The organism is Peribacillus sp. NPDC097264, from assembly GCF_050277925.1.
GTDB lineage: Bacteria > Bacillota > Bacilli > Bacillales > DSM-1321 > Peribacillus.
Genome location: NZ_JBNNSR010000001.1, coordinates 411,430 through 427,953 on the forward strand (window position 1 = coordinate 411,430; position 16,524 = coordinate 427,953).

Below are 16,524 nucleotides of genomic sequence, written 5' to 3' on the forward strand. Positions count from 1 at the left end.
ACGGCCAAGCATCGTCCGCCGGACCGCCCCCATCATTACATCTATTCTAAAGCAGCTGCGCCACCGACAATTTCAGTAATTTCTTGAGTGATTGCGGCTTGACGTGCACGGTTATATTGCAATGAAAGTGAATCGATCAATTCTTTCGCATTGTCGGTTGCATTTTTCATTGCTGTCATACGTGCAGAGTGCTCACTTGCTTTACCATCTAACAATGCACCATAAATTAAACTTTCAGCGTACTGAGGAAGTAAAACCTCAAGAATTTCTTCCGCATTCGGTTCAAATTCATAAGATGTCAATTTAGCATTGGAAGTATCAAAGTCCGATAACGGAAGGACTTGCTTTTCCGTTACGTCCTGTTGGATTGGGCTGACATAATGGTTATAGTACATATAAAGCTCATCACACAGTTCATTTAGATACAAATTCACTGTCGATTTAGCAAGTGTGTTGATGTCAGCGAAAGACGGCTGATCAGGAACACCTATTACTTCAAGCTCTACATGCATGCCACGGCTGACAAAGAAATCACGGCCAACCCTTCCGATTGCGATAATGACAAACTCATCATTGGATTTATGGCGTTCAAGAATTGTTTTATGAACTTGACGAAGGACGCTACTGTTGTATGCCCCTGCCAAACCACGGTCCGATGTGATCACCAGGTAACCGGTTTTCTTCACTGGACGCTTGGCAAGCATTGGATGAGATGCATCCGCGCTTCCGTTCGCAATACTAGATACTACTTCTTGAATTTTTTCCATATATGGAACATATGCTTTAGCATTAGCTTCCGCACGGTTCATTTTTGAAGCGGATACCATTTGCATCGCTTTTGTAATTTGACTCGTCTTTTTCGTTGAAGTTATCCGAGACTTAATATCGCGTAAAGAGGCCATTCATTCTCACCACCCTTTAAAAATTATTTAGACCTTATTATTCAGAAATAACGAAGTTCTTTTTGAATTCGTTAATAGCAGCAACCATAGCAGCGTCTTCAGGAAGACCTTTTGTTGTGCGAATGTGATCTAATAATTCTGGATGAGAACGATCTAGGAACACATAGTATTCTTCTTCGAAACGAAGGATATCCGAAACCGGAATATCATCTAGGAAGCCTTTTGTTAATGCGTAGAAAATCATAACTTGTTTTTCTACTTTAATTGGTTTATTCAAATCTTGTTTAAGAACTTCAACTGTACGAGCACCACGGTTAAGTTTAGCTTGAGTAGCAGCATCAAGGTCAGATCCGAATTGAGAGAATGCTTCTAATTCGCGATAAGAAGCCAAGTCAAGACGTAATGTACCGGCAACTTTTTTCATCGCTTTAATTTGCGCAGATCCACCAACACGTGATACGGAAAGACCAGCGTTAATCGCAGGACGTACACCTGAGAAGAACAAATCAGATTGTAAGAAGATTTGTCCATCAGTGATGGAAATAACGTTTGTTGGAATGTATGCAGAAATGTCGCCTGCTTGTGTTTCAACAAATGGTAGTGCAGTGATTGAACCAGCACCTAAAGTGTCGTTCAATTTAGCAGCACGTTCAAGTAAACGTGAATGCAAGTAGAATACATCCCCTGGGAATGCTTCACGACCTGGAGGACGGCGAAGCAGCAAGGAAAGTTCGCGGTATGCAGATGCTTGTTTAGAAAGATCATCGTAAACCACTAGAACGTGCTTGCCTGAGAACATGAATTCTTCAGCCATAGTTACACCAGCATAAGGAGCTAGGTATAATAGTGGAGCTGGTTGAGAAGCTGATGCAGATACAACGATTGTGTAATCTAGAGCACCATTCTTACGTAGTGTTTCAACTGTTCCACGAACTGTTGATTCTTTTTGACCGATAGCTACGTAGATACAAATCATATCTTGGTCAGCTTGGTTCAAGATTGTATCGATTGCAACTGATGTTTTACCAGTTTGACGGTCACCGATGATTAACTCACGTTGTCCACGTCCGATTGGAACAAGAGCATCGATTGCTTTAATACCTGTTTGTAGTGGTTCATGAACGGATTTACGGTCCATAACACCTGTAGCAGGACTTTCGATTGGGCGAGTTTTTGTAGTAGCGATTGGACCAAGACCATCAATAGGTTGTCCAAGCGGGTTTACAACACGTCCGATTAATTCTTCTCCAACTGGTACTTCCATGATTCTGCCCGTACGGCGTACTTCACTGCCTTCTTGAATATCTCTGAAAGGTCCAAGAATAACAACACCTACGTTATTTTGCTCAAGGTTTTGTGCTAATCCCATTGAACCATTAGAAAATTCTAAGAGCTCCCCAGCCATTGCATTATCTAAACCATGAACGCGAGCGATACCATCACCAACAGTGATAACTGTACCTACATCGCTTACTTTAATTTCCGACTGATAGTTTTCAATCTGCTTTTTAATCAGCGCACTGATTTCTTCAGCTTTGATGCTCATGAATTTCACCCCTATCTGTGAATATTAACCTAATAGTTGTTTGCTTAGGCGATCAAGCTTACCGCTAATCGTTCCGTCATAAATACGGTTACCGATTTGAAGTTTGATGCCGCCAAGAATATTGCTATCCGTAACATTAGTGATGCGTAAATGTTTTTTGCCGATTTTTGCAGCAAAAGATGAAGACACAGCTTCCATTTCGTTTTCAGTTAATGGACGTACTGTATAGACTGTAGCGTCTGCCACTGAATTTTCTTCATTCGCAAGTTCTATAAACTCTTGTGCCATGGCAGGTACTTCATCTGTACGATGACGTTCTACCATTAACAGTACAGTGTTTAGAATGGAAGGAGAAATGCTTGTAAAAGCATTGATAAGTACAGTACGCTTAGCATCTTTAGTCATTTTAGGATGAGCTAAAAAGCTTAATAGCTCATTATCGTTTGTAAAAACTTCATTCACTACGCGAAGTTCAGCTTCAAGTTGGTTAATGAGATTTTGCTCTTTCGCAATTTGGAAAAGGGCAACGGCATAACGTTTTGCTACTGTTATATCGCTCATTTACCTTCTCCTGCCTCTTGAATGTATTCATTAATCAATTGCTCTTGATCAGCTTCAGATAGTTCTTTTTCAATTACTTTAGAAGCAATAAGAACGGATAAAGATGCCACTTGCTCGCGTAATGCATTGATGGCTTTTTCTTTTTCCTGTACGATTTCACGCTTCGCTGATTCTTTCACACGATCAGCCTCAAGACGTGCTTGTTTCACGATATCTTCACGCTGCGCTTCACCTTGAAGTTTTGCATTTTCGATAAGTTGTCCAGCTTCAGTGCGAGATTGCTTAACGATCTCACGTTGTTCTTCTAAATATTTAAGTGCTTCTTGTCTGCTAGCTTCAGCTGCTTGAATTTCATTTGCAACGTGTTCTTCACGTTGAGTCATGATGCCCATTAGAGGACCCCATGCAAATTTCTTCAGCAACGCTAACAAAATAATAAACATAACTAATTGGAAAATCATATCTCCGCCATTGAAGCCGGCAGTTGATGACCCAAGTACAAAGCTGCTTGTTAACACGCTTGGTTCACTCCCTTCACGAGTTTCACTTCTTAAGCGTTCATTTATAAATGAACTTTTAGAAAACTGTGCTCTTAAAATGTATTAAAACAGGATTGTGGACATAAAGGAAAGGCGAAGGTTCACATGGAACGAACTTCGCCATTTTTGAACTTTTTAAAGGTTCTATTAACTACCGTATACCATGAATGCGATAACTACTGCGATGATAGGCATCGCCTCAACTAAACCTACCCCGATGAACATTGTAGTTTGAAGCATACCGCGAGCTTCTGGTTGACGAGCGATACCTTCTACTGTTCTTGAAACGATAAGACCATTACCAATACCAGCACCTAGTGCTGCTAAACCAATTGCGATTGCTGCTGCAAGAAGACCTACTGAACCTGTCATTATAAATATCCTCCTTAAAATTGTATCAAAATTTTATTATTTCAGTTCAAAATGAACTTATAATTAATGGTCGTCACTGACTTTATGAGACAGATAAACCATTGTTAACGTAACAAAGATAAATGCTTGGATACTGCCGACGAAAATACTATAGCCTTGCCATACTAAAGTAGGAACGATCGCTCCGACAAAACCTAGAGCTCCACTCATAGCTAAAGAACCAGCTAATAGACTTAATAAAACCTCACCAGCATAAATATTACCATACAGACGCAGACCAAGTGTCAAGGAATTGGTAAATTCCTCTACGAAAGTCATTGGGTTTTTATAAGCTTTGAAATAACCCTTCGCGCCTTTCATTTTTATAGCATAATAATGCGTTAAACCTAGGACCATGACTGCAAGAGTCAATGTGATAACTGGGTCGGCTGTTGGTGATTTCCACCAAAGGACACCATCGTAACTAATTGCAAATGGAAGACCGAGCATATTGGACACAAAAATGTACATCAGCAAAGTCATACCAAGCAGTTGAAACTGACCACCTGTTCTCCAGTCCATGTTACTATTGATAATACCCTTAACGAAATCCATAATCCATTCCATGAAATTCTGCATGCCAGTTGGCTTCATCGCAAGTTTGCGTGTGCTAATTACTGCAAGGATAAATACAACCAGGCTTGCTATCGTTATCATTAGGACATTACTTAAGTTAAAGGTTAGACCCATAAATTCATGTAAGGGTGCTTCATGATTCAACTATATTCACCTCTCTTCCCCGCTATCGACGTATTAATTGGATGAAAAAATCTATAAAAATGACAATATAAGCTGTCATTAATCCCCATACAACACTAATCAGATGAAAATGCTCCGGATATTCCAATGCAACGAGTACCGCAAAACCTGCGGATGCCATTCGTGTCAATGTACCAAGAGATTTGACTTTTTTGCCCTCATCAAGCGCTCGACTGAATTTCTTGATTTTTTGATTGATCAGCCATAAATTATATAAACTCAAAATCGTACCCAGTATAAGCCCCGCAAACACGGCTTGGTAACTCGTAAGTCCCCATCCAACAACATAAACCGCCAGAAGATAAACTATATATTTACTCTGCCTGTTGAACATGATTTTTATTTCTGGCATTTTACATTTAATCTCCTGAGAAATATTTTCGTACTGAATGGAGCATTGCTTGTAAACTAACTGACGCAAGTTCACAAAGAAGGCCAATTATTATAATTGCAGCGGTTCGAATCATAGTTCGTCCATTCATTTCCCTTAGAAGGTGAAATGGATTGACAAAAGATCCGACTAGTTGAGAAAGAATCGCTGACATCAAAACAACAGCCCCTGCCATAAAGGAAGGCAATTCTTTTGATGCAAAGTTGCATCCTCGCGGTTGAATTTGGTGGAGGATAGAAAAAAAATTCATGCTGTAAAATTCTGCATGTCGGGCATTTGAAAACCCTCTCATTTTACATCCTTAGTTAGCATACAATAGGCTAGAATCAATGTCAATGTGTCGTTAGTGAAATTTGTCACAGGTTTGTAAATATTACTGAATTGTTCACAGAATATCTTTTTTTGACTATTGACATCAGTTTTATTTTACACATCTGTCATGTTCACTCAATAAGTAACGTCTTTTCTATCCGATCTTCCCTTCCTCCCCTCCTCGCAAAGATAATCGCTTTATACACTCCATTGGGTGGTAAATCCTTTTTGAAAATGGTTTTTTTCGTCATACCGGATGAAGCTGGTCTGGACCAATCCATGAACCCCGCAAATCTCAGACTATCTGCCTCATAGAGTGCAATCCCGAATTCCTCTGCTCCACGAGGGAGATACATTTCATAACGGTACGTGCTGGCTTGATCTCCTTTTCCGAATTCAAATCCCATCACCCTTGGGTAATCGGGCTCTTCTTTTACATATAAATAAGGGAGCGATATTTTCTTATTACCTTCCATTATGAAGAGATAGCCATCATACACACCCTTACTAAGTTTCTCTGGACTTACTTGAAGCCCCAATTGCACTTCCTTCTTTTCCCCAGGGTTTAAAGTAAGGGATTGTGGCAAATCCCAATTCAGCCCTTTTTCTTGTAAAGGAACGATCATCGTGTACCGTTTTTTATTCTTTCCTGTATTTTCAAGAATCAATGCTTGTTGGTGCTCCTCGATACCATCCCTTTTAGTGTACATTCCAAATGATAAGGAACTCGGGTATAAGAGTGTATCCGCTTTTATCGCTTCATCAATTTGGATTCGCCCTGCCCCTTGCTCATAGGTATGATACAAATGCTGAACGGATTTACTTAATGGCTTGGACGTGCTCATCAATGCAGACTTCACTTGTTCGGGTGTCCAGTTCGGGTGCTTTTGCAAGATAAGTGCACATGCTCCGGCTACATGCGGAGCGGACATGCTCGTTCCCGCTAGAGCCATGTACCCTTTTGGAATTGTGCTCGTGATTTCCACTCCTGGGGCAAGCACATCTGGCTTAATATCCCATGACACCGTCACAGGACCTCTTGAGCTAAAATCAGCCAGCCTATCTTGTTCCTTCTTGTTTACAAAGTGAACTTTTCCATGTGCTTGACCTTCCAATTCCTTTTTAAGGCGTAACCCATCTTTTCTTTTAATAGAAGCAACTGGTATTCTCATCTCTTTCTCTAGGCTACCGGTGAACATACCATTTGTATTATTAAAGATGATGACGCCCTTGGCCCCAGCCTTCTCAGCATTGGTCGCTTTTTCTTGAAAAGTGAGTACTCCGCGCTCCATTAAAACAATCTTATCCTTCACCCTCTTTAGGTCACTTTCCTCCCCAATACCTCCATACATGATATCTTCCGAAAAGGTCAGATTCCATTTTTTCGACCCTTGCAACAAGGTTAAATCTGATTGATAGTGGTTTGAACCAAGCCCGTATTCCATAACAGGCACTTTCAAAGGAGGAGTCGAGGCCCCGACGGATATCGCTTTCTCCGCCGTTCCGGGTGATCCGACCGTCCATACGGCCGGACCTGAATTACCATTGGATGTGACAGCAACAATTCCTGATTCCACCGCCTTATTTAGTGCAAGTGAAATCGGTAAATCAGGTCCGTTGATGTCATTCCCAAGAGAAAGATTCAAAACATCGACTTTATCCTTGATGGCCGACTCGACGGCCGCCAAAACTTGCTCAGTATCTCCTGCCCCGCCAGGTCCTAATGCACGGTAAGCATAGATTTCAGCTTCCGGGGCCACTCCCCTCATCTTGCCATTTGCGGCAATGATGCCAGCCACATGAGTTCCATGAATCGTGTTCATTTCCCCCTGATTCATTGTCTCCATCGGGTCAGAATCGTCATCCACTAAGTCCTTTCCGCCTCTGTACGCATGCTGTAAATCCGGATGGGTATAATCCATTCCCGTATCGATAATACCGACCTTCACTCCTTTTCCAGTTATGCGACGATGTTTCTGATCGAAGAAGCTCCTTACCCGATCGCCGCCAATATATGGGACACTTTCATCAAGCGCCGGATGATATTTCGACACTTCCGAAACAGCTTGAATATGATCTTCCTTCCAAAGCCGCTTAACCTCCTCCCTGTTCCCTTGTACGGAAAATCCGTCAAGGGCGACCGTAAAAACATTGCGCAGATTCAATGATGGATATTTAGAAAGTACCTTTATAATCTCCCTATTGCTTAGCGGTCGATCCGTCGTGACAACAGCCCTAACTTTTTGGGATTCAGCCGTTTTGGGTAGTGGGGGCAGTATGACAGACGCCACTCCCCTTTCAATCGGAAGGGGGAATGTGGATAAAAAAATAAATATAAATATACCTATAATGATTGCTCTCATTTTAATGCACCCTCCTTCCCCATTATCTTCTTCTCAACGATTGAGGAGTATACAATAAAAAAAGGAAAAGCCCTTGGATATTGGCTTTTCCTTTTTTATTATTCAAATCTTGTTGGTGGTTCACTTATTTGCTTGAAATAGTATCGGACCGCTTCAGCAATCCGGGCTGATGCGTTTCCGTCACCATATGGATTTGAGGCCTTTGACATTCTTTCGTGCTCTTCGGGATCGTTCAGCAATTCATGCGCCATTTGTACAATTGTCCGCTCGTCCGTTCCTGCCAGCTTCAAGGTACCCGCGTTGATTCCTTCAGGACGTTCAGTCGTATCCCGCAATACAAGGACAGGGACCCCTAGTGAAGGGGCCTCTTCTTGAATCCCCCCGGAATCCGTCAAAATCAAATACGCTCTGGAAGCAAAGTTATGAAAATCCAAAACATCCAGCGGTTCAATTAAATGGACACGGGGATGATCGCCGAGAATCTCATTGGCAAGTTCTTGTACAGCAGGATTCAAGTGTACTGGATAAACCACTTGAACATCTTCATGGTCCGCCACGATTCTTTTAACGGCCCTGAAGATATTGCGCATCGGTTCTCCTAGATTTTCCCTACGATGAGCCGTCAGTAAAACAAGCCTGTCTTTGCCCAACCCAGTTAAAACCGGATGGGAATACGTGGAGCGAACCGTCGTTTTCAAAGCATCCGTTGCCGTATTACCGGTCACGAAGATATTGCCTCTCTTGTTTTCATTCAACAAGTTCTCTTCCGCTTTGGCAGTCGGTGCGAAATGAAGGTCAGCCATCGTGCCCGTTAATTGGCGGTTCATCTCTTCAGGGTAAGGGGAATATTTATTCCACGTACGCAACCCCGCTTCCACATGTCCAATGACGATTTGATTATAAAAGGCGGCTAAGCTCGCAACAAAAGTTGTGGTGGTATCACCGTGTACCAGAACAATATCGGGTTTGGCTTCTTTCATTACGGAATCAAGCCCACTTAAAGCCCTGGTTGTAATATCCGCTAACGTTTGCCTTTCCTTCATTATATTCAAGTCATAATCGGGAACGATGGAAAACAAGTCCAAAACTTGATCTAGCATTTGTCGATGCTGTGCCGTTACAGCAACTATAGGTTCGAAAAATTCTGGGTGCTTTTGAAATTCGAGTACTAAGGGAGCCATTTTGACAGCTTCCGGCCTCGTTCCGAAAATCGTCATGACCTTGATCGGTTGTTTCATTCGTGACACCTCAGTTTCTTTCTATTTTGTGCCGAATAAACGATCTCCTGCGTCACCTAGACCTGGAACGATATATCCGTGTTCATCCAACTTCTCATCAAGTCCTGCAATGTAAATATCAACATCCGGATGTGCTTCTTTTAATGCTTCCACTCCCTCTGGAGCCGCAATGAGACACATGAACTTGATATTGATTGCCCCACGGTTCTTAATCGAATTGATCGCTTCAATAGCAGAACCGCCCGTAGCTAACATTGGGTCAACAACAATACATTCTCTTTCAGCCAAATCGCTTGGCATTTTCACATAGTATTCAACAGGCTTTAATGTTTCAGGGTCACGGTACAGACCCACATGTCCTACTTTTGCAGCTGGGATCAACTTAATGATTCCGTCAACCATCCCTATTCCCGCACGTAGGATCGGAACGATGCCCACTTTCTTACCAGCAAGCATTTTCACCTTCGCCTTGCTTACAGGTGTTTGGATTTCAACTTCTTCAAGTTGCATGTCTCTAGTGATTTCAAATGCCATCAATGATGCCACTTCATCCACTAGTTCACGGAATTCCTTTGTTCCTGTATTTATATCGCGTATATAAGCTAATTTGTGTTGAATTAACGGGTGGTCAAAAACAAAAACTTTTCCCATTTTTCATCTCTCCCATTCCAGTGCCTGATTTTGTTTATATTTCATACTTGCCATAGTCATCTAAAGTCTTTTTATGCCCTTTAAATTTCACTTCTACTCATTTTACAGAAAAAAGATTCAATCTTCAATAAGCCTTTAGATGTCAGACCTATTTTTAGTATTTAGATTTTTCGGAACACGATGACTTATATATCTTTTTTCCATCACGTGCACTACGTAAAAAAACCACTTCCCCAGAAAGGAAGCGGCTCTACATATTAGAATGAAGGATACAAATCGAATTTACTTGTCAAAGCTTCAACGCGTTGTTTCGCTTCTTCAAGTTTCGCTTCATCTTCATTATTTTTCAAAACAAGACCAATGAGTGACGCAATTTCATCCATGTCTTCTAACCCGAAGCCACGAGAAGTCACGGCCGCCGTTCCGATACGGATACCACTTGTAACGAATGGTTTTTCCGGATCATAAGGAATTGCGTTTTTATTGACGGTGATTCCGATTTCATCCAATGCTTTTTCTGCAATCTTTCCTGTAAGTCCTGTTGAACGAACATCAAGTAAGATTAAATGATTATCCGTACCGTCAGATACAAGCGTGAATCCTTCTTTCTTAAGACCTTCACCCAAGCGTTTAGCATTATCGATGATTTGTTGAGCATATCCTTTAAAATCATCTTGAAGCGCTTCACCGAATGCCACTGCCTTAGCCGCAATAACATGCATTAACGGGCCGCCTTGAATACCAGGGAAGATAGATTTATCGATTTTCTTGCCGAACTCTTCTTTACAAATAATCATTCCGCCACGTGGTCCGCGAAGTGTTTTATGGGTTGTTGTCGTTACGAAATCAGCATATGGAACTGGGCTTGGATGCAAACCTGCAGCCACTAAACCGGCGATATGTGCCATGTCCACCATTAAATATGCTCCAACTTCATCGGCAATTTCACGGAAGCGTTTAAAGTCAATTTCACGTGGATATGCGCTAGCACCCGCTACGATCAATTTCGGTTTATGCTGACGGGCTTTTTCCAATACATCATTATAATCGATACGGTGATCTTTTTCGTCCACACCATATTCAACGAAGTTATAGTTCACTCCACTGAAGTTAACAGGACTGCCGTGCGTTAAGTGGCCACCATGGGAAAGGTTCATCCCAAGCACTGTGTCACCTGTTTGAAGAACAGTAAAGTAAACGGCCATATTCGCTTGGGCACCAGAGTGAGGTTGTACATTTACATACTCACCACCAAATATTTCCTTTGCGCGATCGCGTGCCAAGTCTTCTACGATGTCGACATATTCACATCCACCATAGTAACGTTTTCCAGGATACCCTTCAGCATATTTATTCGTTAGAACAGATCCTTGAGCCTCCATGACAGCTTCACTAACGAAGTTCTCAGATGCAATAAGCTCAATCTTGCTTCTTTGTCGCCCTAATTCCAGTTGGATTGCGTTAAATACTTGTTCATCTTGTTTTGCCAAACGATTCATTCCGTAACTCCTCCTCAAATTGTGCGGGATTATTCGCTTTTTCCATTATGTACAACATGCCCTCAAAAGGACATGAAAAAGCCTCAGCTATAATTGTTTGAAAATTCTACTCTATTTTAACATGTCTATTTTAGAAGTGGTAGTTTATTTTTATCGAATATTCCTTCTATAATATTAAAATATTGTTCGTATTTTATAGAGTTTTCCCGAAAAAACCCTTAGTATCCTTAGATTTAATCAGCAAAAAACATTTTCCATACAATCAATTTGCGATTATTTAAGATTGTTCCTCTGTTATTTGAAAACAGCATCCCCTCATTAAAGGAATGCTGTTCGCCTTTTTAATTATCATGTACAACTCTTATTTACAGAAGCAGCTTGATAAACGGCCCGTTCCCCACCAATTAGTTTAGGACGGGTTCTAGCCATTGTCACATGGGCATGGCCTATTTCCTTAATGGATGTTCTAACTGGAACAGCTACATGTTTCAAATGCATGCCGATAAACGTATCGCCAATATCAATCCCTGCATCCGCCTTGATGTGCTCGACAACTACAGCATCATCCCATTGCTGATAAGCGTGGGTGGCCATTGACCCTCCAGCTGTGCGTACGGGTACAACCGCAACTTCTTCATAGCCTCGTGAATCCGCCGACTCCCTTGGGAGGACGAGCGCCCTATTCAAGTGTTCACAACACTGATAGGCAACCTGCACTCCGGTTTCTTCTTGAAATTCCTTCACTACAGAAAAAAGCATGCCCGCCACATCAACCGATCCTTCGGTACCAATCCGTTTCCCAGCCACTTCACTTGTAGAGCAACCAATTACAAGTAGCTGGCGCTTCCCTAAAGCGGCGGTTTCCTGGAACTCCTGTAACAGTTTTTGAAACTGGTTTTTCCATATCTCAAGCTCTTCTGATAATAAAGCATCACTTGTCATGAAAAACGCATCCTTTCATTGTGGATACCTCGCATTAGCATTACGGATGATGAATGACTTAGTTACTTTTGTCCTCATACTCTGCAATCTTGCCAATCCGATTTTGGTGACGACCGCCCTCAAATTCATAAGTCAACCATGTTTGGGCTATCTCCCTTGCAAGACCAGGCCCAATGACACGTTCCCCCATCGCTAACACATTGCTGTCATTATGCTGACGGGTTAATTTTGCACTATACACATCATGAACCAGCGCACAACGTATCCCTTTGACTTTATTGGCAGCAATGCTCATTCCGATGCCTGTACCACAGATTAGGATGCCTCGATCAAATTCGCCTTTCGCCACTTTTTCAGCAACCGGCAGGGCAAAGTCGGGATAATCCACGGATGTACTGCATTCACAGCCGAAATCCTCATATGGAATATTCAACTCATTCATCAAGTTCTTTATTTCTTCACGGATTTGAATTCCTCCATGGTCTGAAGCAATTGCAACTTTCATAATAAAGTCCTCCTAGATGTTCTCATTTATTTTTATTGTGTCACAAAGTTATGAAAAGATAAAGGGAAGCAGGTCCCCTCTAATCGAGTAGGAGGAGGCGCCTAGCCTCCGACCTCTCACACCACCGTACGTACCGTTCGGTATACGGCGGTTCAGTTTAAGTCTGACGTAGTTTTGTATATCGTTCATATAAACTTTCTAACCCTTGATTATGCCAATAAGCATTGTCGAGGGTTTTATGTAGAATAGGACTTTGGGTAATTCGCCAGTAACCCTTTCTACTATTCCCCCATTCATATGCTTTTCTAGAAGGTACACCAAGCCCTTTGAGTTTTCGTACTCTCGTCTTTGGGAGTTTCCACTGTTTCCAGAGGCACATTCTGAGCCTTCTTCGAATCCATGAATCTAATTTTCTCAATATACTTGGAGTATCAATGAGAGAAAAATAACCTACCCATCCTCTAAGGTACTGTTTTAACCTACCTATTTTGAGTTCCATGGGTATCGGGGATTTCCTCGAGGTCATTTCTCTGATTCGGTTCTTCACTCTCTTTACCGTTTGTTGTGCCAATCGAACCTTCGGGTTCTTCTTTGACCTTGTGTAACTAAAACCGAGAAATGTTCGATTCCAAGGACGATCTACTTTTGATTTCTCATAATTAACCTTTAGTTTTAGTTTACGTTCTATGAAGGAGGAAAGGTTACTCATGGCTCGATTTGCCGCTTTTCTTGTCTTTACGAAGACATTACAGTCATCCGCATACCTCACAAATCGAAGATTTCGCTTCTCCAGTTCTTTATCTAACTCATCTAACATGATATTAGATAATAGAGGACTTAAGGGTCCCCCTTGCGGAGTTCCCTCATTACTCTTATGGAATAGTCCGCCAATCATAATCCCTGCTTGTAAGAATTTACGAATCAGTTTTAGAACTCGTTTATCTTCAATTTTCAGCTCAAGCTTTCCCATGAGTTTATCATGATTCACTTTATCGAAAAATTTCTCTAAGTCCATATCTACAACCCATGTATACCCTTCGGCTATATACGATTTCGCCTTTCGAACAGCCTGGTGGCCCTGTTTATTAGGGCGAAATCCGTAGCTATTCTCTGAAAAGGTGGAGTCGTATATCTTGTTCAATATCTGGGCAATCGCTTGTTGAATGAAACGGTCAAGAACGGTGGGAATTCCCAATAACCGAACTCCGCCGTTTGGTTTCGGGATTTCGATACGACGGACGGGTTGCGGTTGATAAGTACCCTCTAGTAAGGATGTTTTCATGTGATGCCACGCTGTTACGAGGTGCGGTCTCAGGTTTTGAACCGGCATTCCATCGACTCCGTGGCTTCCCTTATTTCTCTCTACACGCTTTAATGCCTGTATTAAGTTGTCCCTTTCTAGTACCTGTTCCATTAACATCGTTGATATCCTTTCTACGTGGATAAATGGTCTATTTGTGCCTTTATCTGCTCCGCCCTTTTGAAGTTCCCCGTGTATTCACCACTTCTTCCTTCAAATAAGTTCCGTTTGGAATTGTTTGCTTCTTTGCAAGATAACGAACGCCTAGTATTTATCCTCCTTAATCTGTTCGGTCCTTCCTTATCTTCTCGAGTAGATAAGTAATATGACCTCTGCTGACTTCTGATGATTCAGCTGTCCATCACTGGACAGGTTGCCAAGTTTACTTGGTTGTCACCAGACCTCCCCGGGTAAGAGTGCAATCTTTCCCTCCACCTATCTGCTTCATTTACTCTGTACCACCTTCGGCAGTATGGATTTTGTTTTGTGTAGCAAACTCATCCAATGATACCTAGCCTTATATGAAGTTCGTGTTCCTCAGACCGGAGGTTTGCCGCTTGCTTCCTTCAGATTCCACGTCACCGTGGACACCCTTGCATTAAGCTAACCATTACTACTGCCTTCATGGTTCGGGACTCACACCCTATAGATTGCACCCATGCCGGGCACACTACAAAAGCAGGAAATCAGCGACTGATTTCCTGCAAGGAAGCGGTTTACGTATGAAAACGGGTGATGGTCTGCTTAAGTTTGTCGGCTTGATCCTTAAGTTCCATGGCCAACTTATCTACATTTTCCATAACGGAAGCCTGTTCATGGGTTGCAGCCGTGACTTCTTCTGCACCAGCGGATGTCTCTTCAGCAATGGCAGCGACTTCCTGTGACTGCCTGGATGTTTCCTCCACACTTTCCATCTGACGATCAACAAGCTCGGTAATATCCTTGACCGCTACGACAACGTTATGTACCGTTTTTGTCATGCCTTCGATCGCTATGTCTGTATCGGTCCCTTTTTGCGCTTCTTTATTCGCCGATACCACCTGCTCACTGATTTGTTTGACGACCGCCTGAACTTCAACTTGAATGTTTTTGATAAGACTTGAAATGCCCTGAACAGCTTTCGCGCTCTCATCCGCCAAGAGACGGACTTCCTCCGCTACAACGGCAAATCCTTTACCGTGTTCTCCGGCTCGGGCTGCTTCAATCGAGGCATTCAAGGCCAAAAGGTTGGTCTGAGCTGCGATATCACCGACGAGTTCAATGATTTGTTCTACCTTTTTCGCATTTTCCTCCAAGCGCTTCACCGTTTTGAGTGACTCTTGGTTTTCTTGAGCCAATTGTTTAATACCGGAAACCAAAGAATTGACGACTTCCTTACTCTGAAACAGTTCTTCCGCCATTTCACTTGACAGTCCAACCGATGCCTTCGCCTTGCTTTGAACCTGCTGCGCAATCATGATGACATCATCGATGGATTCAGCCGTATTCATGATGGAGACTGCCGAGTTGTCGGCACCTTTGGATATTTCTTCAATGGTCCTTGCGATGTTCTCAGCCTGGTCCGAAGCTCTCGAAGACTCTTGGGAGATATGAATGACTTTATTATTGGTCTCTTGAAAGTTCTCTTCAATGCTCTGTACCATTTCCCGGAGGTTAAACAGCATCAAGTTAAAAGCCATGCCGAGTGAACGTATCTCATCATCCGCCTTCGATAGGACCACTTCTTCGTTAATGCTTCCTTGTGCTGCACTTAGAGCAACTTTTTCTAACCTTTGTAGTGGTTTAGTAATGACACCGGCTGCAAAAAAGGCGAGAAGGCCCGACCACATTATGCCTAGTAACAACGTAGCAATGCTAAAACTTATCGAACTGATATTTTCAAAAAACATTGGGTGTACAACGAAAATGAAAAATGCCGAGGTTGAATACGTGATTAAAGCAAGGACTGTAATGAAGACAACCAATTTCTTTCGTAAACCAAACTTATAATGTGCTCTTTCTGCCATTCTCTTTCCCCCTGTAGACTTACTCTTTGAGCCTTTTAACCAATTCTACAATTAAACCATGAAGCTCCTTGAACGTTTCCCGATACAGGTTTTCCGAACCGCCAAACGGATCTAGTATGTCTTTATCATATTTATCGTCCTGAATGAATTCTTTTAAAGTGAAAGTTTTGTGATCTATGGTTGGGAATGTATTCAGAATGACCGATTTATGTCCTTCCGTCATCGTAAAAATATGTGTGGCCCAGTCTAAATCCTGCTGGGATAATAGTGTGGAGCGATGGTGATTCCACATATCATTTTCGTCCAATACTCTTTTGGCATATTCTGATGCGTCCTGACCAGGTGTAGCATATACGCCTGCGGACCTCACTTCGATGCCCGATATGTTCTTACTTTTTAAAATTGCTTCTGCCATGGGGCTCCTGCACGTGTTACCGGTGCATACAAACAATACTCGGATCATATGTAACGCCTCCTTTTTTATTCATTATAAGGCATAGATCCAATTTGAATAGTCCGTCTAAAAGCCTACTCTTAATTAAAATAACATAAAAAACATCGATAATTTGAATAAAATAAGGCGATTTTATAAACCTTTT

16 protein-coding genes are annotated in these 16,524 nt (G+C 42.1%); all 16 read right to left on the reverse strand.

What is annotated here, in order from left to right; all coding sequences use genetic code 11:
* Positions 1-41: 41 nt before the first annotated feature.
* A complete protein-coding gene (locus ACQKL0_RS01960; protein WP_427685929.1) occupies positions 42-902 on the reverse strand; it encodes a F0F1 ATP synthase subunit gamma in 861 nt (286 codons plus the stop codon).
* Between the two features lie 37 nt (positions 903-939).
* Positions 940-2,448: a F0F1 ATP synthase subunit alpha gene (gene atpA / locus ACQKL0_RS01965; protein ID WP_402870337.1), complete on the reverse strand. Its 1,509-nt coding sequence runs from the start codon at positions 2,446-2,448 to the stop codon at positions 940-942.
* Between the two features lie 24 nt (positions 2,449-2,472).
* Complete coding sequence (locus ACQKL0_RS01970; protein WP_402954879.1) at positions 2,473-3,009, reverse strand: F0F1 ATP synthase subunit delta; 537 nt, start codon at positions 3,007-3,009, stop codon at positions 2,473-2,475.
* Complete coding sequence (atpF, locus tag ACQKL0_RS01975) at positions 3,006-3,527, reverse strand: F0F1 ATP synthase subunit B (RefSeq protein ID WP_402870335.1); 522 nt, start codon at positions 3,525-3,527, stop codon at positions 3,006-3,008. The genes ACQKL0_RS01970 and atpF overlap by 4 nt, the downstream gene beginning before the upstream one ends.
* A gap of 168 nt (positions 3,528-3,695) precedes the next feature.
* Complete coding sequence (atpE, locus tag ACQKL0_RS01980) at positions 3,696-3,920, reverse strand: F0F1 ATP synthase subunit C (protein WP_402870332.1); 225 nt, start codon at positions 3,918-3,920, stop codon at positions 3,696-3,698.
* 63 nt (positions 3,921-3,983) lie between these two features.
* Positions 3,984-4,679, reverse strand: a complete 696-nt coding sequence (gene atpB / locus ACQKL0_RS01985; RefSeq protein WP_402870331.1) for a F0F1 ATP synthase subunit A — start codon at positions 4,677-4,679, stop codon at positions 3,984-3,986.
* Between the two features lie 22 nt (positions 4,680-4,701).
* The gene (locus ACQKL0_RS01990) at positions 4,702-5,070 is read right to left on the reverse strand and encodes an ATP synthase subunit I (RefSeq protein WP_402870330.1); all 369 of its coding nucleotides are present in this window, start codon (positions 5,068-5,070) and stop codon (positions 4,702-4,704) included.
* 482 nt (positions 5,071-5,552) lie between these two features.
* Positions 5,553-7,784, reverse strand: coding sequence for a S8 family serine peptidase (locus ACQKL0_RS01995; protein WP_402870328.1), 2,232 nt, complete (start codon positions 7,782-7,784; stop codon positions 5,553-5,555).
* A 98-nt stretch (positions 7,785-7,882) separates the two neighbouring features.
* On the reverse strand, positions 7,883-9,022 hold the full coding sequence (gene wecB, locus ACQKL0_RS02000) for a non-hydrolyzing UDP-N-acetylglucosamine 2-epimerase (protein WP_402870325.1): 1,140 nt from the start codon (positions 9,020-9,022) through the stop codon (positions 7,883-7,885).
* Positions 9,023-9,043: 21 nt separating this feature from the next.
* On the reverse strand, positions 9,044-9,673 hold the full coding sequence (gene upp / locus ACQKL0_RS02005) for a uracil phosphoribosyltransferase (RefSeq protein WP_402870323.1): 630 nt from the start codon (positions 9,671-9,673) through the stop codon (positions 9,044-9,046).
* 257 nt (positions 9,674-9,930) lie between these two features.
* Positions 9,931-11,172 (reverse strand): serine hydroxymethyltransferase, encoded by a 1,242-nt coding sequence (gene glyA, locus ACQKL0_RS02010; protein WP_402870321.1) that lies wholly within the window; start codon positions 11,170-11,172, stop codon positions 9,931-9,933.
* A gap of 348 nt (positions 11,173-11,520) precedes the next feature.
* Positions 11,521-12,114 carry a TIGR01440 family protein gene (locus ACQKL0_RS02015; protein WP_402870318.1) on the reverse strand — a complete coding sequence of 198 codons (594 nt, stop codon included), beginning with the start codon at positions 12,112-12,114 and terminating at the stop codon, positions 11,521-11,523.
* Positions 12,115-12,172: 58 nt separating this feature from the next.
* Positions 12,173-12,619, reverse strand: a complete 447-nt coding sequence (gene rpiB, locus ACQKL0_RS02020) for a ribose 5-phosphate isomerase B (RefSeq protein WP_402870315.1) — start codon at positions 12,617-12,619, stop codon at positions 12,173-12,175.
* A gap of 157 nt (positions 12,620-12,776) precedes the next feature.
* Complete coding sequence (gene ltrA / locus ACQKL0_RS02025) at positions 12,777-14,039, reverse strand: group II intron reverse transcriptase/maturase (RefSeq protein WP_427685931.1); 1,263 nt, start codon at positions 14,037-14,039, stop codon at positions 12,777-12,779.
* Between the two features lie 596 nt (positions 14,040-14,635).
* Positions 14,636-15,925: a methyl-accepting chemotaxis protein gene (locus tag ACQKL0_RS02030; RefSeq protein ID WP_427685933.1), complete on the reverse strand. Its 1,290-nt coding sequence runs from the start codon at positions 15,923-15,925 to the stop codon at positions 14,636-14,638.
* 19 nt (positions 15,926-15,944) lie between these two features.
* On the reverse strand, positions 15,945-16,388 hold the full coding sequence (locus ACQKL0_RS02035; protein WP_402870310.1) for a low molecular weight protein arginine phosphatase: 444 nt from the start codon (positions 16,386-16,388) through the stop codon (positions 15,945-15,947).
* Positions 16,389-16,524 lie beyond the last annotated feature (136 nt).